The organism is Sorangium sp. So ce185 (assembly GCF_051526825.1).
GTDB lineage: Bacteria > Myxococcota_A > Polyangia > Polyangiales > Polyangiaceae > Sorangium > Sorangium cellulosum_D.
This window is the reverse complement of record NZ_CP150316.1, coordinates 2,398,221-2,419,540: the sequence shown is the minus strand read 5'-3', so window position 1 is coordinate 2,419,540 and position 21,320 is coordinate 2,398,221. Positions and strand designations below refer to the sequence as shown.

At 72.7% G+C, this 21,320-nt stretch carries 15 protein-coding genes; 9 read left to right on the top strand and 6 right to left on the bottom strand.

Going from position 1 to position 21,320, the window contains the following annotated elements; all coding sequences use genetic code 11:
- Positions 1-283: 283 nt before the first annotated feature.
- Positions 284-1,366, top strand: coding sequence for a hypothetical protein (locus WMF26_RS08915; protein ID WP_437999967.1), 1,083 nt, complete (start codon positions 284-286; stop codon positions 1,364-1,366).
- A gap of 405 nt (positions 1,367-1,771) precedes the next feature.
- Positions 1,772-3,145, top strand: a complete 1,374-nt coding sequence (locus tag WMF26_RS08910; protein ID WP_437999966.1) for an LLM class flavin-dependent oxidoreductase — start codon at positions 1,772-1,774, stop codon at positions 3,143-3,145.
- Between the two features lie 111 nt (positions 3,146-3,256).
- Here WMF26_RS08910 and WMF26_RS08905 read toward each other — a convergent pair whose 3' ends face one another.
- Both WMF26_RS08905 and WMF26_RS08900 read right to left on the bottom strand, forming a co-directional pair.
- On the bottom strand, positions 3,257-3,397 hold the full coding sequence (locus WMF26_RS08905) for a hypothetical protein (protein WP_437318861.1): 141 nt from the start codon (positions 3,395-3,397) through the stop codon (positions 3,257-3,259).
- Between the two features lie 121 nt (positions 3,398-3,518).
- Positions 3,519-3,998 carry a hypothetical protein gene (locus WMF26_RS08900; RefSeq protein WP_437999965.1) on the bottom strand — a complete coding sequence of 160 codons (480 nt, stop codon included), beginning with the start codon at positions 3,996-3,998 and terminating at the stop codon, positions 3,519-3,521.
- Positions 3,999-4,554: 556 nt separating this feature from the next.
- Between WMF26_RS08900 and WMF26_RS08895 the strand changes: the two genes are divergently transcribed.
- The 5 genes from WMF26_RS08895 to WMF26_RS08875 all read left to right on the top strand — a co-directional run bounded on the left by WMF26_RS08895 (position 4,555) and on the right by WMF26_RS08875 (position 11,371).
- Complete coding sequence (locus WMF26_RS08895; protein WP_437999964.1) at positions 4,555-6,378, top strand: hypothetical protein; 1,824 nt, start codon at positions 4,555-4,557, stop codon at positions 6,376-6,378.
- Between the two features lie 27 nt (positions 6,379-6,405).
- Entirely contained in the window at positions 6,406-7,530 is a 1,125-nt protein-coding gene (locus WMF26_RS08890; protein ID WP_437999963.1) for a hypothetical protein, read from the top strand.
- Positions 7,531-7,559: 29 nt separating this feature from the next.
- Complete coding sequence (locus WMF26_RS08885; RefSeq protein WP_437999962.1) at positions 7,560-8,645, top strand: catalase family protein; 1,086 nt, start codon at positions 7,560-7,562, stop codon at positions 8,643-8,645.
- Between the two features lie 10 nt (positions 8,646-8,655).
- Positions 8,656-9,591 (top strand): alpha/beta fold hydrolase, encoded by a 936-nt coding sequence (locus tag WMF26_RS08880; RefSeq protein WP_437999961.1) that lies wholly within the window; start codon positions 8,656-8,658, stop codon positions 9,589-9,591.
- A gap of 262 nt (positions 9,592-9,853) precedes the next feature.
- A complete protein-coding gene (locus WMF26_RS08875; protein ID WP_437999960.1) occupies positions 9,854-11,371 on the top strand; it encodes a sigma 54-interacting transcriptional regulator in 1,518 nt (505 codons plus the stop codon).
- Positions 11,372-11,396: 25 nt separating this feature from the next.
- On the opposite strand, the gene WMF26_RS08870 is transcribed toward WMF26_RS08875, so the two are convergent.
- On the bottom strand, positions 11,397-11,831 hold the full coding sequence (locus WMF26_RS08870; RefSeq protein ID WP_063752127.1) for a globin domain-containing protein: 435 nt from the start codon (positions 11,829-11,831) through the stop codon (positions 11,397-11,399).
- 396 nt (positions 11,832-12,227) lie between these two features.
- Between WMF26_RS08870 and WMF26_RS08865 the strand changes: the two genes are divergently transcribed.
- The gene (locus tag WMF26_RS08865; protein WP_437999959.1) at positions 12,228-16,163 is read left to right on the top strand and encodes a serine/threonine-protein kinase; all 3,936 of its coding nucleotides are present in this window, start codon (positions 12,228-12,230) and stop codon (positions 16,161-16,163) included.
- Positions 16,164-16,211: 48 nt separating this feature from the next.
- On the opposite strand, the gene WMF26_RS08860 is transcribed toward WMF26_RS08865, so the two are convergent.
- Complete coding sequence (locus tag WMF26_RS08860) at positions 16,212-17,543, bottom strand: helix-turn-helix domain-containing protein (RefSeq protein WP_437999958.1); 1,332 nt, start codon at positions 17,541-17,543, stop codon at positions 16,212-16,214.
- 292 nt (positions 17,544-17,835) lie between these two features.
- On the opposite strand from WMF26_RS08860, the gene WMF26_RS08855 reads away from it, so the two are divergent.
- Positions 17,836-19,419, top strand: coding sequence for an erythromycin esterase family protein (locus WMF26_RS08855; protein ID WP_437999957.1), 1,584 nt, complete (start codon positions 17,836-17,838; stop codon positions 19,417-19,419).
- Between the two features lie 36 nt (positions 19,420-19,455).
- Here the strand turns inward: WMF26_RS08855 and WMF26_RS08850 are convergent, their stop codons facing one another.
- Positions 19,456-19,845: a tautomerase family protein gene (locus WMF26_RS08850; protein ID WP_061624068.1), complete on the bottom strand. Its 390-nt coding sequence runs from the start codon at positions 19,843-19,845 to the stop codon at positions 19,456-19,458.
- A gap of 76 nt (positions 19,846-19,921) precedes the next feature.
- Positions 19,922-21,223 carry an FIST signal transduction protein gene (locus tag WMF26_RS08845; protein WP_437999956.1) on the bottom strand — a complete coding sequence of 434 codons (1,302 nt, stop codon included), beginning with the start codon at positions 21,221-21,223 and terminating at the stop codon, positions 19,922-19,924.
- Positions 21,224-21,320: the final 97 nt, after the last annotated feature.

The following is a 21,320-nucleotide window of genomic DNA, read 5'->3' as shown; positions in this document are numbered from 1 at the left end:
GCCTTGGGCAGCGCTGCGACGGGAGAGGGCCTCGACTCCGAGGGCGACCCGATGTCGCGCCGCACAGCCATCGAGAAGAAATGGTCCGTTTCATGGCATGGACGCGCGCATCGTGTGATTGCGGCTGGTGACGCCTCGGCCGAGAGAGCCGAGGGCAGCAGCGATTGCACCCTACTGGCAATCTTCCAACCAGCGTCCTCGATTCTCGCCTGTGTGGGACATGATCGACCCGGATAGACACGATTGTCGGACGCGGCCGCCCGGGATCGTGTAGGATGCGAATGTGGCGAATCTCGACGAGATCTCGGACCGGACTTACGTGGCTGCGGGCGCGGACTTCGCCTTCGTGATCACCCGGCGGGGGAGGCTCGTCACCCGGCGAGCGCCGCGCGACATGTCCGAGGAGGGCCGCGGCCGGATCGTGGAGGCGGCGCTGAGCCTCGGGAGCCAGGGCCGGCTCGGTCATGTGGAGCTGCCGCGCGAGGACCTGGTCCCGTACGGGGGCGCGGCGCCGATCGACGTGTACTTCGGCGTGGCCGGCGAGGTGATCCTCTGCGTGGTCATGCCCACGTGGGCGGACCGCCAGGGCGTGTGGCCCGCGCTCGAGCACGGCCTGCGCGCCATCGACGAGGCGGCCGCGGCGGCGTCGCGGCCGGTGGTCCACAAGGGGCACCGGCGCACCCGGTCGCGCCCGCGCGGGGAGGCGCCGCCCGCCTCCGCGCGCCGCCCGGTCGTCGAGGTCCGCGAGCCGCCGCCGTCCACCCGCGCGGTCGCGGCCGTCCGCGAGCCGTCGCCCGCGAAGCGCGCCGCGCCGCCGTCGCCGCCGGCCAGGCGCAGCGCCGTCGCGGGACTGGTCCTCCTGGCCAACGGCGGGCCGCCCCGCTCGCTGGCGCGCCCGGTGGTGCTCCGCGACGCGCCCCCGCCGCGCGCCTCATGTCCGCCCGCGCCCGCAGCGTCGTTGCCGGAGCTCCGCATCGGCGAGGCGGCGCTCGGCCGCGAGGGCCACGCCGCCGTCGCGCGGGCGCTCGGCGGGGCGCTGTCGTCGGCGCCCGAGATCCGGGTGGGCATGGCGTCGGTGGGCCACGAGACCCTGGCGGCGATCGAGGCCGAGCTGCAGCAGCCGCCGCGCCCCGGCTCGATGCCCGAGGCGTTGCGCGTCGAACTGGTGAGCATCAGCCGCGAGAGCCTGCTGGAGATCGCGGCCGAGGAGGCGCGCCAGGCGGCCGCGGGCCCGCGGCCGTCCGTGCCGCAGGTGCGCCCCCAGCGCCTCACCCACCCCTGGGTGGAGCCGCCCGACGACGCGGACGTCGAGCCGGAGGCCGAGATCGCCGGCGCGGCGCGCGCGAGGCGCGCTCGCTCGGGCTGAGCCTCGTTCTATCGATTCGTGGGGATCGTGGGAAGAGGACCGCAAGGGCGCAAGCGGCGCAGGGGGAGGAGAAGAAGGTGATTCGCTCTCTGTCCCCCTTGCGCCTCTTGCGCCGTTGCGGTTTCTCCTCTTGACCATGACGCACCTCGTGCTCGCGCCGGAGCAGCAGACCGCCCCGGGTTGCTGCTGAGGCAGCAGCGCACCAGCAGCGCTCCGGGCTCCTCTCAGTGCGGCACCGCCCGCCAGCGGGCGCGCGCGGGCCGGCGGTCACCGCCGCGCGGCGAGCGGACCTGCGGCACGGCGGTTGCCCGCGGTCGCCGGTCGCCGCCCGCCGCTCCTCAGGCATCGTCGGCCGCGGCCCCCCGCTCGACACCCGCGCTCCCCGAGCCTGACAAGGAGTCTCCCGTGACCGTGCCCCACCGCCCCGGCAAGCTGCACCTCAACGCGTTCCTGATGACGATAGGACACCACGAGTCGGCGTGGCGGTTCCCGGAGAGCCACCCGACCGGCACGTGGGACGTGGCGCACTACAAGCACCTCGCCCGCGTGGCCGAGCGCGGGACGTTCGACTCGATCTTCTTCGGCGACGGCCCGGCGCTGCAGGGCGACATCCGGTACCGGCCCGTGGGTCGGCTCGACCCGACGGCGCTCTTGCCGGCGCTGGCCGCGGTGACCGAGCGGATCGGGCTCGTGGCGACGGCCTCGACCACGTACAACGAGCCCTACAACCTGGCCCGCCGCTTCGCCACGATAGACCACATCAGCGGGGGCCGGGCCGGGTGGAACATCGTCACCACGGCGGGCAGCGACGCGGCCCAGAACTTCGGCCTCGACGAGGTGCCGGAGCACCGGCACCGGTACGAGCGCGCGGCCGAGTTCGTCGACGTGTGCCTCAAGCTGTGGGACAGCTGGGAAGACGACTTCCTGATCGGCGATAAGGCGACAGGGCGCTTCGCGGACGGCGACAAGATCCACCGCATCGACCACGAGGGCCGGTTCTTCCGCGTGCGCGGCCCGCTCAACGTGCCGCGCACGCCGCAGGGCCACCCGCTCCTCGTACAGGCAGGCTCCTCGGAGGACGGCAGGGAGTTCGCCGCCCAGTACGCCGAGGCGGTGTTCACGGCGCAGCAGACCCTGGCCGAGGGGCAAGCGTTCTATGCGGACCTCAAGCGGCGGGTCGCCGCGTTCGGACGGAACCCGGCCCTCGTGAAGATCCTCCCGGGGATCGTGCCGATCCTCGGCGGTACCGAGGAGGAGGCCCGGCGGCGCGAGGACGAGCTCGCGGAGCTCCAGGTGCCCGCCTACGGCCTGAAGCAGCTGTCCGGCCTGATCGGCGTCGAGCTGACCGAGGCGGACCTGGACAGGCCGCTGCCCCCCGTGAGCGACGTGAAGGCGGTGCGGGGGATGCAGAGCCGCTTCGCGCTCGTCACCGACCTCGCGCGGCGGGAAAGCCTCACCGTGCGGCAGCTGCTCTCGCGCCTCGGGGGCGGCCGCGGACACCGCACGTTCACCGGCACGCCGGAGCAGGTCGCGGACACGATCGAGGAGTGGTTCACGCACGGAGCGGCGGACGGCTTCAACGTGATGCCGCCGCTGCTCCCCTCCGGCCTGGAGGCGTTCGTCGACCACGTGGTGCCCCTCCTGCGCCGGCGCGGCCTGTTCCGCGCCGAGTACGAGGGCACGACGCTGCGCGACCACTACGGGCTCCCCCGGCCGGAGAACCGGTTTGCGGCGCGCCGGGCGGCCGGCGGCCAGGCCGCCGCCGCCGCGGCGCGCTGAGCGCGCGCCCGGCGGAGGACCGGCGAGCGCGCTTCAGCTCAGCTCAGCTCAGCCCGCAGCAGCGCGAGCGCGCTGCCAGCCGCTCCTGCCGCGGAGCGACCTTGGCGCAGCTCATCGGCGCCCTCCCGCGGAGGCGGTGACGCCGGCGTTCTTCCTGTTCCGGAGCTTCTTGACGACGAACGCGGTCACGGCGCCGGCCGATGCCGCCTTGGCGAGGACCACTCCGATGGACGCGAGGCACGCAGGGCACATGGGGCTCTTCTCCTCCTGTCGGCGGTGCGCGCGGCGCTCCGCCGCCGACGCAGAGAGATGACACACGGCCCGCCGCCGCGAGAGCAACATCGATGTCGCGATCGACGAATCCGTCTCAGGCCTAGTCGTCCAGGGACCTCCAGCCCCGCCACGAGCTCTGGATGGCGACGCTGATCTGATGGACGACGCCGGGCTGCTCGCCGTTCCAGCGGATGACGCCCCGTTGTACCACGTCACGCGTGGGGCCCCCGGGGACGGCGTACGCTATCCTGCCGATGCCGTAGCCCGCGGTCGGCTTGAGCGCATAGGTGCCGACGAGCTGGTTGTTCAGCGAATAAAGATCGAGGCGCAGGCGAGGCGCGGCGCCTACCGCCTTGAAGAACACATAGAGCGCCTGCTCCTCCAAGACGTACGCGGCGCACGCGCCGCACTGGGGATCTCCAGGCTGCGGGTCCCCACCGGCGAGCTCGATGACCGACGCCCGCGCCGGCTGCGCCACGCTGGCCATCGCCGGCAGGGTCGCCGCGAAGCCCACGCCGACCGAGGGATCGAGCGCGGTGAGGAGGAGAGAACCAAGCCCTGACACGAATCGATGAACCATCAGCGCCTCCGTCGTTCTGCGGGGTCACGCTCTTCTTCGCCGGCACCCCGGCGTCGTTGACGCTGGTTTCGTGCTCCCAGGGGGCCGGTGCCCTGACGCTGCCCCGGCCGCACGGCGGCGCCGCGCGCGCCGCCAGCGCCGCTCCCCGGAGCCGCGGGAGACGCTCGGCGAGGGCGCGACGCGCCTCGGAAGAGGGCTGGAGTCCATGACGGAGGAGGACGAGGGCGATCGGGGCGCGCCGACCGAGGCGGAGAGTGCGCCCGCTGACACTCGCGCCGGCGACGCGCCCTATCCGGAGGCCCTCTGGACAGAGCACCGTGCGGGTCCGTGCGTGCGTGCACGTGCGCTCCGTGCGCTCGCACCCCCCGGATTCCCCAGCAAACCCCGACATTTTCGACGACAGTTCGGTGGCCCACGCCGTGCTTGGGGCGAAGCAGACGACGCAGCGTGGCGCGCCCGTGGCGCCACGCCCCCTGCTGGCCGAGGCGTGCCGCCCGGCGCGGTCCCCGCAGGACCGAAGCCGCGCTCGCCTCGCGCTGCCAAGGAGAGCACCGCGATGCCCACCGACGACGATCGCATGATTCCGAGCAGCATGTCCCCCCTGACCCTCCGGCAATACGAACAGGTGTCCCGCACGCTGATCGACAGCTCCCCCCCGCAGCCGGGAGAGGTCGACGTCGCGCCCCGCGGCGCCGGCAAATACGGCGCCTGGATCCGGCAGCTCGTCACGGGCGCCGCGGGCTGGCTGAGCACGAGCCGCGCCGCCTTCTGCATCCCGCTCGTCACCTTCCTCGTGCTGCTCACCGTCCTTGTCTTTCGGCCAGGGCAGCTCGACGCGACGGTCGCGGTCGACCTCCGCCTCCCTTCGGAAGAAGCCATTCCGAAGGAGCAGCTCGCGCACGGCGTGGAGGAGATCGACCCGGAGGACATCGTGTGGCGCTTCCGTTACGGCGCCACGGGCACCGAGTTCGGCGGCGGCGTCCCCTACTGGATCTTCCGCGTCATGCCGAAGATCTTCGACGACGAGTTCAAGGGGCGCGGCTACGATCGCTTCGGCTTCGGCGCCGACGACGGCGCCTATTACGCGTCGCGACCGGTGGGCCGCGGGCTCTTCCTCGCCGACTCCACCCTGAACATCCCGCTCTTGCGCACCCGCTTCGCGCTGAAGCGCGTCGCCATCAACTGCTCGGGCTGTCACCGCGGCGAGTACCTGAACGAGCGCGGCGAGCCGGTCTACGTCGACGGGATGCCGAACCACACCGCCGACCTGCAGGGATTCAAGCGCTTCTTCGCGCGCGCCTTCCAGGACGAGCGCATGACCGGCGATCGGCTCATCCTGGAGATCAACGCCGCGCTCGCCGAGGAAGGGGCCGCCCCGCTCACCGCCCGCGAGCAGGCGCTCTACCGGATCCTCCTCGTCGAGCTGAAGAAGCGGGGGAGCTCCGGGGCGTTCGACTGGATGGACCTCCGCGCCGACAACGGCCCGGGGCGCATCGACCCCTTCAACGCGGTCAAGTTCGAGGTCCTCAAGGCGCCCGACGACGGCACCGCGGCCCAGATCGACTTCCCCTCGCTGTGGAACCAGCGCGCCGAGATCCGCGAGTGGCACCACGTCGACGGCAACTCGATGAGCTCCAAGGCGCGCAATCGCGGTTCGGCCATCGGCGTCGGCGCCGTCCCGATGTCGCTCAACAAGGCCACCATCGACGCGATCGGGCGCTGGCTCGACCGCGACCTCCCGGCGCCGAAATACCCCTTCACGGCGCCCGCGACCGAGCGGGTGGAGCGCGGCCTCGCGGTCTTCACCGAGCATTGCGCCTCGTGCCACGGGCTCTACGACCCGGAGAGGCGCACGATCGAAGAGGTCGAGGGCAGCCTCTACATGGAGCGCCTCGACACGGGGACCGACGCGGAGCGCTCCAAGGCGTTCATGAAGCCGGCCGCGGACGCGCTCAACGCGTACGGCGAGCGGCGCCTGCTCTGGGAGAAGGACGCGTTCCGCCCGGTCAGGGCGGCGGGCGAGTACCTCGCCGGCCCGCTCGACGGGATCTGGGCGCGCGCCCCCTACCTCCACAACGGCTCCGTGCCCACGCTGGCCGACCTGCTGAAGCCGCCGGCGCCCCGCGGCAAGCTCGCTCCGGAGAAGGCGCGGGAGTTCCGGCCGAAGCAGTTTTACCGCGGCGACCGGCGCTTCGACGAGCGGAACGTCGGGTGGGTGTCGACCGAGCCGATGGAGGGCGAGCGCGCGCTCTTCCTCTACCGCACCGTCGACGACAACGGCGAGCCGATCCCGGGCAACGGCAACGAGGGGCACACGTACGGCGCCGACCTCCCGCCGGAGGACCGCGAGGCCCTCATCGACTATCTCAAGACCCTTTGATCGAACCGGACAAGAAGGAGCAGAGTCATGATCCCCCTCTTGGAAACCGCGCTGGCCTTCGCCATGATCATGCTCACTGCGAGCCTGTTCGTGAGCGCGGTCGTGCAGGTGATCGTCAACGTCGGGCGCTACCGTTCCTGCGTCCTCATCCACATGCTGCGGTCGCTCATGCACGGCTTCCGCGCGTTCCACAAGGACCCCGACGTCGTCGATCCGGCGACCGGGCTCCCGGCGCGAGGCGCGCTCGCCAGGAACGAGGCCTGCGAGATGCGCTTCGTGCACGAGGTGCTCTCCGATCCGGTCCTGCACGCGCGCAGCGCGAAGCTCGCGTACGGCTCGGCCCCCGAGCGGCTCGCGGGCCTCGTCGAGTACATCGACGTCGAGGACCTGATCAGCATCGCCACCGGCGCCTCGGCGCCGGCCGACGGGGACGGGCGCGAGCTCCTCTTGCCCAGCCGCTGGGTGAGCTGCGGCCAGGGCGGCTCCAGCGCGCCGAAGCGCTACGCGACGCTGGAGCAGTTCTCCACGTACGTGCGCCGCTGGTTCCCCACCCTCGAGGGCACGGCGTCGCAGACGTTCAAGCTGCGCGTGCGGCGGCTGACGCTCCTCGTCTCGATGATGGTGGTCATCCTCTTCAACTTCGACGGCTTCCAGGTGCTCGCGCGGCTCCACCAGAGCGGCGCCGCGCGCGCGCAGGTGGCCGCCCACGCGGACACCGTGACGACCACCGCGGCGCGCCTGGGCGAGCGCCCGGCCGGCGCGCCGGACGAGCTCCCCGACGCCACGCTCGAGGAGCTCGGGATCGAGATCCAGAAGACGGCGACCCTCCTCGACGAGGCGAACCTCGGCTTCGGCTGGCAACAGAGCTGGATCGTCCAGCGGTTCCGCGCGTACCGCCACGATATCCTCGCGCCCCCGCCGACCTCGCTGGAGCTCCTCCAGGACTCGCTGTTCTGGCTGGCCGGGCTCGCCTTCTCGTGCGGGTTGCTCTCGCTGGGAGCGCCCTTCTGGGTCACCACGTTCGCTCGGCTCATCCAGATGCGCAACGAGGTGCAGCACCGGAAGCGCCAGGAGATCGCGTCCGGCGTGAAGGTCGCGACCGCCGCCCTGCCGCTCCACGCGCGCGAGCGCGCCGTCGCCAAGCTTTCCTGAGGCCCCCAACGACATCGAGGATCTTGGTCATGAACACGACGCTCAAGCTCCACGAGGAGTACCCGCCGCCCGGCGAGGAAGACAGCATCCGCCAGATCACCGAGATCATGAGGCGCAATTACGAGCAAGCGTACCCCAAGGGCGCCTCGCCCGCGCTCCGCGGGGTGCACCCGAAATCGCACGGCTGCGTGAGGGCCCACTTCATCGTCGACGAGGGCTTGCCCCGCGAGCTCCGGCACGGCGTCTTCCGGGAGCCGCGCGTCTACCCGGCGTGGGTCCGGTTCTCGTCGACGTCCTCGCGCGTCCAGTCGGACATGAAGCGCGACTCCCGCTGCATGGCGATCAAGCTGCTCGGCGTCGAGGGGGAGAAGATCCTCGACGGCGAGAAGGACGCGACGACGCAGGATTTCCTGATGGGGAACACGGACGTGTTCTTCTCGCGGAGCGTCGCGGACTACCTCGAGCTCATGTCCGCCATGAGCGCGGGCAAGCCCCTCTCGTATTTCTGCTCGCTCCGCCCGCCCCGCCTCCGGCTGCGCGAGCTCATGAACTATCTCTCCGTCGTGCTCAAGCCGGTGAAGAACCCCCTGCACGCCCGGTACTTCAGCCAGACGCCGTTCCGGCTCGGCGAGCGGGCGATGAAGTTCTGCGTGGTCCCCCGGCCCTGCGGCGCGCCCGGCGTCGAGGTCGAGCCGGGCGACGACGCGCTCAAGCAGGCGGTGGCGCGGCAGCTCGATCAGGGAGACTGGATGTTCGACTTCCTCGTGCAGCTCCAGGCCCACCCGACGAAGACGCCGATCGAGGATCCGACGGTCCGCTGGAGCGAGGCGCTGTCGCCGTTCATCAAGGTCGCGACGATGATCATCCCGGCGCAGCGCCTCGACCTCCCGGGACACGCGGAGTTCGAGGAGAACCTCTCGTTCACGCCCTGGCACGCGCTGCCGGCGCACCGGCCGCTCGGCGGGCTGAACCGCGCCCGGCGCGCGGTCTACGAGGCGATCTCGCGGCTCCGCCACGAGAGGAACGGGGCTCGCCGCGAGGAGCCGGCGGCGCCGCGCGCCGGGCGCGCGCGCGCGCCGTCGCTCGCAGAGCCGGCGCGGCTCGGAGTCGGGTGAGGTCATCGCCATGCTGCCCAGGAACGACATCACCCATGCTCACGCCGACGTGAACGGCGTCCGCCTCCATTACGCGTCCAGGGGCGCGGGCAAGCTCATCCTGTTCATCCACGGCTTCCCCGAGCTCTGGTACGCCTGGAAACGGCAGCTCTTCGATTTCGGCCGCCACCACCGCGCGGTGGCCCTGGACCAGCGCGGCTACAACCTGTCGTCGAAGCCGTCGGCCGTGGACGCCTACGGCATCGACCTCCTCGCCGCGGACATCGCGGCGCTGATCGAGCACCTCGGCGAGGAGAAGGCCGTGCTGGTCGGCCACGACGTGGGCGCGGTCGTGGCCTGGGCCGTGGCGCTCCGCCACCCGGAGCGCGTCGAGAAGCTCGTCGCCATCAACATGTCTCACCCGGCGTGCTTCGACCGGGCGCTGCGCGAGGACCCAGCGCAGCAGGCCGCGAGCCAGTACATGCACCTCTTCCGGAGCCGGTCCGCGGAGGAGCGCCTCTCCCAACACGACTACGGCTTTCTGAGGGAGATCTTCCTCGATCCAGGGCTGTCGCAGGGGTATTTCAGCGAAGCGGACGTCCGTGTCTACCTGGAGGCGTTCGCGCAGCCGGGCGCGATGACGGGCGGGCTCAACCTCTACCGCGCGGCGCAGATCGGGCCTCCAGGGCCGGGCAAGCCCGTCGGGGGGAGCAACCTCACCCGAGGGCTCCGCTCGCTCACCGTCTCCGTGCCTGTCCTCGTGATCTGGGGCGAGCGCGATCCGTACCTCTTGCCGGCGAGCAACCTCGCCGGGATCGAGCTCTACGTCCCCGATCTGAGGGTGATGCGCGTGCCCGAGGCGACCCACTGGATCGTCCACGAGGAGCCCGAGATCGTCAACGCGGCGATCCGCGGCTTCCTCGCGCGCGAGCGACCTGGCGGCCATCCACGGGCGAAGCCCGCCTGATTCATCGCCTTCTCGGGCCGCGTCCTTCGGCCGTCAGGAGCATACGTCGGCGCCGTGGAAACGGGAGCTCTACTGCCCGCCTCCCGTCGAATCTCTCCAGGGCAGATCCGGCCCCCCCGGCGCGGCACCGCCAGCCGCGGCCTCCACGGCCGCGGCTGCCCGCGCAGTACGGCTCGGCCTGGTGCGGTCGCGGAATGTTGCGGAACGTTACCGATGTCCGCGTCGGCCTCCCGTGTTAAAATCACGCTCCGGAATCTCCTCCGTGACGTCCACGACGACCCTGACCGATCGAAGCCTCCTGTGGGGCCGGAACGACCTGGAGCCGGCCCCGGAGTTCTTCCACCTGGTCATCGCCTGGTCGCGCGAGGAGCCGCACCGCGTCGGAGAGGCGGCGCTCGTCGACGCGCGCTGCGTGCTCGGCCGCGGCGGGCCGCAGTCCCAGGACAGCGCGCCGCGCCTCGCCTTCCACCGTCAGCGGCCGGTGGGCTGGGCCATGATGCCTCCGCTCGAGGGGCCGCGGATCTCGCGCCTCCAGCTCGAGCTCACGCCCACCGAGGACGGGCTGCTCGCCGTGCGCTCGATCGGGCGCTGCCCCCTGCTCATCAACGGCGCGCCCGCGACGCAGGGCCTCGTGAGGGCCGGCGACACGCTCACCCTGCACAACGCCCTCGTGCTGTTCGTGGTGCGGCGGCGGTGGAGCCTCGAGGTGATCCAGGCGCTCAAGGAGACGCCGCGGTTCTCGTTCGGCGACGCCGACCCCCACGGGATCGTCGGGGAGAGCCCGGCCGTGTGGGCGCTGCGCGGCGCCCTCGCGTTCGCGGCGCAGTCCGGCAACCACGTGCTCGTGCGCGGCGAGAGCGGCGCCGGAAAAGAGCTCGCCGCGCGCGCCATCCACGCGCTCTCCCGCCGCCGCGCGGGCGTGTTCGTCGCGCGCAACGCCGCGACCTTCCCCGAGGGGCTCGTCGACGCCGAGCTGTTCGGGACGGCCAAGGGCTACCCCAACGTCGGCAGCCCCGAGCGCCCCGGGCTCATCGGCGAGGCGGACGGCGGCACCCTCTTCCTCGACGAGATCGGCGAGCTCCCGCCGCACCTGCAGGCCCACCTGCTGCGGGTGCTCGACCGCGACGGCGAGTACCAGCGGCTCGGCGAGTCGCGCGTGCGCCGCTCGGATCTCCGCGTCATCGCGGCGACGAACCGCCCCCTCGAGTCGCTGAAGCACGACTTCCTCGCGCGGTTCCTCATCACGGTGAGCGTCCCCGGCCTGCCCGATCGCCGCGAGGACATCCCGCTGCTCCTGCGGCACCTGCTCGCCACGGCCGTGCGGGAGAGCCCGGAGCTGACCGAGCGCTTCTTCGAGCGCCGCGGCGAGCGGCTCGCCGAGCCGCGGATCGCGCCGGCGCTCATCGAGGCGCTGCTCCGCCACCCCTACACGCACCACCTGCGCGAGCTGGAGCGGCTCATGTGGATCGCCCTCGGCTCGAGCCACGACAACTTCCTCGCCCTCACGCCCGATCTCTGCGCGGTGCTCCGCCCGGACACGGGCGACCCCAAGACCGATCCGCGGGCCGGCCCCAAGACGGATCCAGGCAAGTCGATCCCGCCCCAGCCGTCCGACTCCGGCTCGCTCGGGCGCGTCGAGATCGAGGCCGCGCTCGCGGAGGCGCAGGGCAGCGTGACCACCGCGGCGCGCCTCCTCGGGCTGAAGAACCGCTTCGCCCTCTACCGGCTCATGAAGCGCCACGGCATCGCCGGGCCGGACGAAGAGGCGAGCGAGGGCTGAGCCGGCGCGGGCGGCGGCGCCCGCCTCACGCGCCCGCCGCGACCTGGGCGGGCGCGCGCTCGCCAGCGCGCATCCGCGAGACGATGGCGCGGTAGGCGCGGGTCCACGCGTCCCGGTGCGCCTCGGTCCAGTCCGCGGCGCTCACCTCGGACAGCGCCGCGACGAGCGCCTCGCCGAACCCCTCGTACATCTCCGGGGTCACGCCGTAGGCCGCGTGCTGGGCGCCGAGCCGCGCGAGCTTCTCGCAGAGCCAGACGTCGTCCTCGAGGTGGTCGAGCACCGCCATGAGCGCCCGCTCGAACATCGTGCCCTGCGCCCCGGGGCTGTTGCGGGTGAAGAGCCGCCTCGCCTGCGGGTACCGCTCGAACAGGGCCCGGTACACGAGGCGAGGGAACTCGTGATCACGCTGCACGACGAGCTCGAAGCTGTCGCGCAGCAACTCGGCATCATGGGGTGACATGAAGGAACGCCCTTCCGTCGGGGTGTGCATCGACCCCGCGATCAGCATCGTTCGTGCCGCGAAGCACCCGCCGACGCGCGCAGCACGCCGGTCCGGCCGCGGCCCTCACCCCGTGCGCGCACGCCCTAGGGCGTGTGCGCGCACGCCTCCACGTGCACACCTGAACGTAAACACGTCCACCGACACGCCGCTCGCTGTAGTGCAATGCCGGCCCCAGCAACAAGGCAAAGACCGATCCGCCGGGCTGTCCAGTTGGGTATCCTCGCATGCGCACCGGGCGGTCACTCCGCGCGCTCGGCGCGGCCGTGGTGGTGGAGGGCTCGATCCGTGTCGTTCCTCGAAGGTTCTCTGGTTGCGGGTCGGTTCCTCATCGAAACGCTGGCCAGGCGGGGCGGCATGGGGGAGGTATTTCGCGCCCGGGACGTGACGACGGGCGCGCCGGTGGCCCTCAAGCTGCTGCACGCCGACGCCGCGCGCTCGGAGGAGACCGAGCGTTTCCTGCGGGAGGCGCGGTTCCTGGCCGATCTCGAGCACCCGGCCATCGTCGCGTACCTGGCGCACGGCAAGGCCCAGGACGGTCGGCCTTATCTCGCCATGGAGTGGCTGTCGGGGAAGGACCTCGGCGAGCGCCTCGACCGCGGGCCGCTGCGCATCTCCGAGTGCGTGACGCTGCTCACGCGGGTCGCCGACGCGCTCGCCGTCGCCCACGGCCGGGGCGTGGTCCACCGCGACATCAAGCCGAGCAACCTGTTCCTGCGCGACGAGCGCGTCGACGGCGTCACGGTGCTCGATTTCGGCATCGCGCGCTGGGCGGCGGCCGGCATGACGCTCACGGGGACCGGGCGCTTCGTCGGCACCCCCGGCTACATGGCGCCGGAGCAAGCGCGGGGCGACCGCGAGCTCGGGCCGACCGTCGACATCTTCGCCCTCGGGTGCGTCCTCTTCGAGTGCCTGACCGGCAAGCACCTGTTCGCCGGCCGGGATCTCGTGGGCGTGCTCGCGAAGATCCTGTTCGACGACGTGCCCCCGGTCGTCTCGCTGCGCCCCGACACGCCGCCCGCGCTGGCGGAGCTGCTCGCGCGGATGCTCGACAAGGATCCGCGCCGGCGCCCCCGCGACGCGGCGGCGCTCCGCGAGCAGCTCGCCGCCCTGACGCTGCCGGAGGAGAGCGACGAGGCGCCGGCGCCGGTGCTCGCGGCGCCGCCGACGCCCCGGGCGCTCACCGGCGAGGCGATGCAGCTGCTCAGCGTCGTCCTCGCCGTGCCGGCCTCCGGCCATCCCAGCGAGACGCTGCCGCCCGCGACGGCCCAGACCTGGGCCCGCCCGACGCGCGACGCCCTGCGCTTCCGGCTCGCGCGCCTCGGCGGCCGCGCCGAGTGGCTCGCGGACGGCTCGCTGATCGTGATCGTGTCGCCGGCGAGCAGCGCGGTGGATCAGGTCTCGACCGCCGCCCGCTGCGCCCTCGAGGTGCAGCAGCACTGGCCCGAGGCCCGCATCGCGCTGACCACCGGCCGCGGGCTGCTCCAGGGCGGGGTGCCCGCCGGAGAGGCGATCGACCGGGCGGTGGCGCTCTTGCGCGCCGGCGCGGAGCCGACCGTCACCGCCGAGCCCGACCCGGAGGGCGCGGCGCTCGAGCCGGGGATCTGGCTGGACGAGCTGAGCTCGAGGCTGCTCGAGCCGCGCTTCCTGATCACGACGATGGGCGGGCAGCTGGCCTTGACCGGCGAGCGCGCGAGCGTCGACGAGTCGCGCCCGCTGCTCGGCCGCCCGACGCCCTGCGTCGGCCGCGAGCAGGAGCTCTCGATGCTGCTCGGCGCGATCGACGGGTGCATCGAGGAGGCGTCGCCGTCCGGAGCGCTCGTGATCGGGGCGCCCGGCATGGGCAAATCGCGCCTGCGGCACGAGCTGCTCCGGCGCCTCCGCGCCCGGTCGCCCGGCCTCGAGGTGCTGTTCGCGAGCGGCGCGCCGATGAGCGCCGGCTCGCCCTACGCCCTGCTCGGCGAGGCGCTCCGCCGCCTCTGCGACGTGCAGGTCGGGGATCCGCCCGCGGCGCAGGAGGCCAAGATCCGCCAGCGCGTCGGCCAGCGCGTCCCGCCGGCCGACGCCGAGCGGGTGAGCGAGTTCATCGCGGCCCTGTGCGGCATCGCGGTGGAGCGGCCGAGCGCCTCGCTGAGCGCCGCGCGCAGCGATCCGAAGATCATGAGCGAGCAGATCCGCCGCGCCTTCCTGGATCTGCTGAGCGCCGAGGCCGCGGCGCGCCCGTGCCTCCTCGTGCTGGAGGATCTGCACTGGGGCGACGCGGCCACGGTCAAGCTCGTCGACGCCGCCCTGCTCGAGCTGCGCGAGCGCGCCTTCTTCGTGCTGGCCTTCGCGCGCCGCGAGGTGCACGACGTGTTCCCGAAGCTGTGGCAGGGGCGGGTCGTGCACCGGGTCCCGCTCGCCGGCCTGACCAGGAAGGCGGCCGAGCGGCTGGTGGTCGCGGTGCTCGGCGCCGAGGTCCCGCCCAGCCTGGTGGCGCGCATCGTCGAGCAGGCCGCGGGCAACGCGCTGTTCCTGGAGGAGCTGATCCGCGCGGTGGTCGAGGGCAAGACCGAGGGGCAGCCCGCCACGGTGCTGGCGATGCTCCAGGCCAGGCTGTCGTGCCTCGAGCCGGAGGCGCGCAAGGTGCTCTGCAGCGCGAGCGTGTTCGGGCAGACGTTCTGGCGCGGCGGCGTGCTCGCCATGCTCGGGCAAGAGCGCCCGGCGGCCGACGGCGACGGGGCGGATCGATGGCTGGAGAGCCTGGTGCGCTCCGAGATGGTGGAGATGCAGTGGAGCAGCCGGTTCCCCGGCGACACGGAGTACCGGTTTCGCCACGTCCTCGTGCGCGACGCCGCGTACGGCCTCCTCGCGGCGGAGGATCGGCGGCTCGGCCACCAGCTCGCCGGGGCGCACCTGGAGCAGGCGGGCGAGGCGGACCCCATGGTGCTGGCCGAGCACGCGCACCTCGGCGGGGATCTCGAGCGCGCCGCGCTGTATTACCTGCGCGCGGCCGAGCAGTCGTACCGGAGCAACGATTACGACGGCATGCTCTCGCGCGTCGAGCGCGGCATCGCCTGCGGGCCGCGCGGCGACATCCTGGGCCGGCTCCTCGGGATGAAGCTCGACGTGTGCTTCCTGCGCGAGGACTGGCACGTGGGCCTGGAGATCGGCAAAGAGGCCCTGTCGCGCTTGCCGCGCGGGAGCGTCGCCTGGAACCGGGCGGTGGGCCGGCTGGTGGTGATGACGGGCCACCTCGGCCTGGCGGGCGACCTGGAGCCCCTCGTGAACGCGATCATGAGCAGCGAGCCCGAGCCCGGGGCCGAGGCGGCGTGCTGCATGCCCGTGGCGACGGCGATCACGGCCCTGAGCCACTGGGGCATGCGCGATCTGTCGCGGAGCCTCCTGGCGCGCCTGGAGCAGCTCGCGACCCGCGTGCCCGAGAGCGAGAAGCTCGCGCACGCGCAGCTGCACTACAGCCGCTCGACGTTCCTGCGGCTCCTCGGGGACGATCCCTGGCAGGCGTACGAGGACGCGCGGCGCGCGGAGGAGGTCTTCTTCGAGGTGAGCCCCTGGCGCTGGCGCGAGTTCGCGGCGAGCTCGACCGCGCTCTCGATGGCGGAGCTCGGCGAGCACGCCGAGGCGGAGCGCAAGCTGCGGGAGTCGCTGGAGCGCACGCTGCGCATCAACGACGCCTTCACGGTCTCCAGCGTCCGTGTGTGGCTGTTGATCCTCCTCTCGGAGTGCTGCGCGCCGGAGCAGCTGGACGAGATCACGGACCTGGCGAACCAGCTCATCAAGATCGGCGCCATGGAGGCGACCGTGGGGCCGGCGCACGGCGCGCTGGCGCGGGTCCTCGTGGCGCGGGGCCGCTTCCCGGAGGCGCGCCAGGAGGCGGAGAGGGCGCTCGCGGTCCTGCAGCGCGACCGGTTTTACCGGCCGCTGGTCTACCGGACGCTCATCCAGGCGCTGCTCCGCGAGGGGCGCGCGGAGGCCGCCCGGCAGGCCTCGGAGGAGGGGCTGAGCTGCCTCGCGGCGCTCGGCGGCTCGCTGGGGTACAGCGAGATCCCGCTGCGCCTCGCGGTCAGCGAGGCGCACCTCGCCGGCGGGGACGCGGCGCGCGCGCGGGCCGCGATCGAGCAGGCGCTGCGCGCGGTCGAGGAGCGCGCCCGGAAGATCCCCGACGCGGCCGCGCGGCTCCGCTACGTGGAGCAGGTGCCGGCGAACGCGCGGGTGAGGGAGCTCGCGCGCGCGTGGCTCGGGCGCGACGTCGAGCGGCCGGCCGAGCCCCACGCGCGCGAGCGGACGGCGTGAGCCGCCGCCGCGGAGTCGCGCCGCGGCGACGGCGCGGGCGCGCGGCGATCAGCGACCGAGCCGGTGGTGATCGACCGCCAGGACGGCGCGGGAGACTTCGGGGGGAGCTCCAGGAGGCGCGCCTTGCGCTGCTCCGCGACGCGCGAGCTCGCGGTCGCGGAACTGGGTGGGGGTGAGCCCCGTGTGCTTCTTGAAGTTGGCGTTGAGCGTCGACTTGGAGCTGAAGCCGCAGGCGAGCCCCAGCGCGAGGATCTTCTCCGCCGGCAGGTCGCGATCGAGCAGCCGCCGCTTGAGCTCCTCGACGCGGGCGAGGTTCACGACGTCGTGGAAGCTCTTCCCGAACCGGTCGTTCAGGACCTGGGACAGGTGGTAGGGCGGCACGCCGAGGCGCTGCGCGAGCGCCGAGAGCGTGAGATCGGGATCCCGGTACGGCGTCTCGCGCTCGAATAGGGCGACCAGCTGCGACGCGATCTGCGCCACCTGGCTCTCCTTGAGCCGCGTCTTCTGGTACTTGATCGCCGGCCGCGCCTCGGCGCTCGTCGCGGCGGCCGGCGCGGGCTCCGCCCCGTCCGGCGCGCCCGGAACGGCGATCGCCGGCCCCTCGCCCCGCGAGGCCTCGTGCGCCTCCGCCGCGCTCGCCGCGGCGGCCGAGGCCCTCGTCTCGGGGCCGTCGCCCGGCGGGGCGACCTGCGGCTCGGACGCGCCCCTGTAGGCGATGACGTAGACGAGGACCATCAGCGCGGTGTGCAGATAGCCCAGCACGGGAACGGGGCTGATCCGCGCGAACATCGACCCGAGCCAGAGGACGAGCAACGATCCCAGGAGCCGCTGCAACCAGCGGAGGTTGATCCGGTCTTCGTTCGAGAACTCGCCCGCCACCGCGGCGCGGTAGCGGCGCACGGCCCAGAGCGCCGCCACGAGGTAGCCGAGGCCCTGGAGCTCCACCCCCCACTGCCAGAGCGCCTGATCCCACGCGAGCTCCCCGCGGGCCTCGCGCGCCATCAGCGCGAGCTTCTCCTCGCCCGGCAGGAGAAAGCGAGGGATGTCGTAGAGTGTATACAAAGCAAACGGGACGAGGTGGAGGAGCCGAGGTCCCCAGCGCCTCGGCCGCGACGTGAGCGCGAGCGCATAGAGGTAGAAGAGCGGGCCGTAGAGGGCGGGCAGCGTGTCGATGGCGAGCAGCCATCGGGGATCGCTCCGGAAGGCGCCCGACCGCAGGTAGAGCACATAGGCGCACGAGGCCGAGATGGCGGCGATCGGAAAGGCGAGGATCCGGTTGGCCGTCCGGTTTTGCCGGCGCGCCCACAGCAGGGCGAACGTGAGCAGCCCCTGCGCCGTGCCGAGCAGGTACACCACGTCGAACCAGCTCGAGAGCCTCATCGGGCGGGGTCCTAGCACCTCGGCCGGCCGGCCTCATGCCGCGTCCGGAGCGCCCGCGGCCCCGGCGGGGCGAGGCGCGCGGCGCGACCCGCGTCTGACCTCATGAGGCGGGACGCTGCGCCCCGGGAAATTCGGGTCCGGTCTCATCGGACCGGGCGCTCCCCGCCCCGCCGGGGCGCAGAGCCAGGGAGCGCCCACCAGGCGCGACGCGCTGCCCGGCCGACCCGCATCGGCGCTGCCGCCCGTCGCCCTGGAGCGGCGCGGAGAACGCACACGGAAGGAGACCCGCCTCATGCACCCCATCAGACCCTTTGCTGCTCTCCTCGGCGCGCTCGCGCTGGCCGGATGCTCTTCGGCCCCCGAGGAGCCCACGGGCGACCCGCTCGCGCCGCCCGCCGAAGGCACGGCCTGGGCGATCCGCGAGGCCAGGCCGATCGAGACGACGGATCCGGTGGAGGACGACGCCGACATGGAGGCCTTCGGCGACCTCCTCGGCTCGGCGAAAGTCGTGGGCCTCGGGGAGAGCGCCCATGCCCTCCACGAGTTCAACCAGATGCGGATCCGGCTCCTCAAGTACCTGGTCGAGAACAAGGGCTTCCGCGCGATCGTCCTGGAGTCCGGGATCATCGAAGGGCGGCTGGCCGAGCGGTACGTCCAGGGAGACCCGGACGTCGCCGTCGAGAGCGCCATGGCCGCGGGGTTCACCCACGGCTCCGGGCTGTACGAGGAGGTCCGCGGCCTGCTCGAGTGGATGAGGGCGTACAACGCGCGCCAGCGAGACCCTGCCGCGACCGTTCATTATTACGGGATGGACCTCACCGCGGACGGTGACGCCCCGGTGATCGCGTTGAGGCTCCTCGAGCCTTACCTCGCGAGCGTGGACCCCGCCTACGCCGGGGCGGAGTTCAGCGAGCTCCTGGCGCTCGCCGAGAGGGCGAACGAGGTCACCGAGCGGGTGCGCCAGCACTATGCGAGCCTCGGCGAGGATCGCATCCCGGGCAACTACCTCGACGGCTTCACCTCGGTCAGCTTCGAGCAGCTCGGCGAGGGCGAGCAGGCCGCGCTCGAGGAGGGCATCGCGCGGCTGAGCGAGCGCCTCGCGGCGAACGAGGCGGCGTACACGAGCGCGAGCTCGGCCGAGGAGCACGCGTGGGCCGCTCACGCCGCCCGGCTGGCCGGGCAGATGGTCCGGGACCTCAGGTCGAGGCAGGTCTATCCGGCGATCGTCGACTTCGACGAGAACATCCGGGTCCTCGAGGCGATCTACCAGGACCGCGAGCCGGAGCTCGAGATCGACCCGCGCCACCTCATGGAGGCGGACGACGTCGAGGCCTACAAGGTGTACTTCAAGGGGAGAGAGACGCGCGAGCGCGCGCTCGCCGAGAACCTCGCCTGGGTGCAGTCGCGTCACGGCAAGACGATGGTCTACGCCCACAACTACCACCTGCTGAAGACCCAGGTCGACGCCCGCGTGGGGGACGTCGTGATCGGCAAGGTGGGCGCCAGAGGCGCGGGCGAGCTCATCGCGGAGCGCTTCGGGGAGGAGTACGTCCTCATCGCGGGGACGATGGATACGATCCTCGATCCGACGGGAGCGCCGGTCCCGCCGGAGCAGTGGCCGTCCGACTTCATCCCCACGAGCCGGTGCGATCGGTGCCTGGAAAAGGCCCTCTCGGACGCCGCGGCGGCGCGCTCCGCCAGCGCGCTGCTGATCGACCTGCGCGGCGCCTCGGGCGAGGCGCGCGCGTGGCTGGAGGGCGACATCGACAACCGCTGGCAGGGGGCCTTCCAGAAATTCAGCCCGCTCGCCGCCTTCGACGGCGTCTTCTTCGTCGGCGGGGTCAGCCCATCGCGGCCGTACGACCCCGGAAGATGACGTTTCGGGCCGCGCAGCGGCGGCTCGGACGGCGCCCTAGACGTTGACCTTGTAGTTCAGCTTGACCTCGTCCCCGTGCATGCCGCGGAACCCCCAGTCGTGGGGCGGCGACTCCGAGATGCAGATCTCGATGTCCTGGTGATCGATGCCGACCTCGTCCCGGATCCTGTCGAACAGGAGCCGCACGAGCTTCTTCTTCGTCTCCACGGTGCGCCCGGTCATCATCGAGATCTCGATGATCGTATAGGCGTCGGTGCGCCCGCCCGGCGCCAGCATGTCCTCGCGCTCCATCGGGAAGAAGCGGTGGGCCCGCTTGTCCTGCGGCATCCCCAGCGCCTCCATGACGCAGGCGTGGATCACCCGCGACAGCTTCTCCTTCACCGGGTTGAGCCGGTCCTTGATCCCGTAGATCTTCACCTGAGACATTGAATCACTCCTGGATCGGCGCGATCGCCGCAGTCCGCCACGGATCTATCTACGCCGGTTACGCCGGTTACGCCGGTTACGCCGATTGCCCGAACAGGACCACGGCGATCGACAGGTTCGCGTGCTGGTTCTTGCCGCGGACGAAGCACCCCTGCTCCCCGAACGTGAAGCTGCCGAGGAACGGCGTCGGCCCCAGCGCGGCGCTCATCCCCTGGACGACGCGGTCGATGTCGTCGCGCACCGCCAGCATGCACCCGGCGCAGAAGATCACGAGCGCGCCCTGCGGCTGGAACGAAGGCCGCGCGACCTCCAGCGCGGCGCCCGCCACGGCCGTGATGCGATCGAGCAGGCCCTCTCTCGACCCCTTCATGAGCACGAGCTCGTCGCCCTCGCTGATGTGCACGCCGAACGTCAGCGCGTTGTCCTGGTCCACCGCGTTCGGGTGGATGAGCAGGAACTGAGGGGCCTTGCCGGCCCAGCCGGAAGGCCGGCCGAGCGGGCTGAGCGCGCTCTCCGCCGCGATCGAACCGCCGCCGAGCTGCGCGGCGAACCTGCCGCCGGTCCACCGGTTGTAGACCTCCGCCGCCGGCTGCCCGTCGATCTCGGGCACCCGCCGCCCCTCCGAGCGCGTGACCCACCCCCGGTGCTCGGTCGGCGTGTAGCCGGAGCCGAACGCATAGGCGATCTCGCCCGACGGGTACAACGCCGACAGCAGCACCGCGTCGCGGTGCGCCTGCCCGCGCCCGAGCTGCGACAGCGCCCCGTCGAGCGAGTTCGCCGCGGAAGTGCCGCCGAACACCGGCACGTCGGCCCCGACCGCGTCCTCGATCCCGCAGAGGACCTGCTCCTCCACCCCGAGCGGCGCGGTCAGCCAGAACAGCGCCGGCGGCTTGCCCGCCCGGTCGGCGTCCTCCATCGCGCGGCGCGCCGCGCGGGCGGCGGCGGCGCGCGGCGACTCCCCGATCGGCTCGGCGGCCGCGCCGTACGCGCCCCGCGCGTCCGCGATGCCGAACAGCGCCAGGCCGGCGCCAGGCGCGCCGTGGACCCCGGCGGCGGTCATCACCGAGAGGCAGGAGCTCGACCCGTGGACCCGCACCGACGGCGGAAGCGCCGCCGTGGCGCGCGCGAGCTCGCCGAGATCGTGACCCTCGGTGTAGCTCAGGAAGAGATGCTCCGGCTCGCCGCCGACGCCCGCGCGGAGCGCGGCCAGGGCCTCGGCGAACGCGACGCCCGTCGAGCCCGCCGTCGAGGACGCGGAGGCCATCTTCATCGTCCCCGCCGCCCCCGCCGCCTCTTCCGCGCCCGCGCGTCCCGCCCGCAGAGCGTCATTTGCGCCGGAGAGCGCGCCGGTCCCACTGTCCACGTCGTTGTTGCTCATCGGATCTGGACCTCCTGCGGCGCCCCCGGTCGGGTCGATCTCGCAAGATCCCTATACACCACCGCGCGCCGGGCTCGCCCGGTTTCGACCGCTGGCA

Excerpts from the sequence above, each read along its gene's own strand:
- WMF26_RS08845 (WP_437999956.1), bottom strand. The coding sequence starts at position 21,223 with ATGAGCAACAACGACGTGGACAGTGGGACCGGCGCGCTCTCCGGCGCA.
- WMF26_RS08870 (WP_063752127.1), bottom strand. The coding sequence starts at position 11,831 with ATGTCACCCCATGATGCCGAGTTGCTGCGCGACAGCTTCGAGCTCGTC.
- WMF26_RS08855 (WP_437999957.1), top strand. The coding sequence starts at position 17,836 with ATGCACCCCATCAGACCCTTTGCTGCTCTCCTCGGCGCGCTCGCGCTG.
- WMF26_RS08905 (WP_437318861.1), bottom strand. The coding sequence starts at position 3,397 with ATGTGCCCTGCGTGCCTCGCGTCCATCGGAGTGGTCCTCGCCAAGGCG.
- WMF26_RS08865 (WP_437999959.1), top strand. The coding sequence starts at position 12,228 with ATGGGGGAGGTATTTCGCGCCCGGGACGTGACGACGGGCGCGCCGGTG.
- WMF26_RS08850 (WP_061624068.1), bottom strand. The coding sequence starts at position 19,845 with ATGTCTCAGGTGAAGATCTACGGGATCAAGGACCGGCTCAACCCGGTG.
- WMF26_RS08895 (WP_437999964.1), top strand. The coding sequence starts at position 4,555 with ATGCCCACCGACGACGATCGCATGATTCCGAGCAGCATGTCCCCCCTG.
- WMF26_RS08885 (WP_437999962.1), top strand. The coding sequence starts at position 7,560 with ATGAACACGACGCTCAAGCTCCACGAGGAGTACCCGCCGCCCGGCGAG.
- WMF26_RS08890 (WP_437999963.1), top strand. The coding sequence starts at position 6,406 with ATGATCCCCCTCTTGGAAACCGCGCTGGCCTTCGCCATGATCATGCTC.
- WMF26_RS08880 (WP_437999961.1), top strand. The coding sequence starts at position 8,656 with ATGCTGCCCAGGAACGACATCACCCATGCTCACGCCGACGTGAACGGC.
- WMF26_RS08860 (WP_437999958.1), bottom strand. The coding sequence starts at position 17,543 with ATGAGGCTCTCGAGCTGGTTCGACGTGGTGTACCTGCTCGGCACGGCG.
- WMF26_RS08900 (WP_437999965.1), bottom strand. The coding sequence starts at position 3,998 with ATGGTTCATCGATTCGTGTCAGGGCTTGGTTCTCTCCTCCTCACCGCG.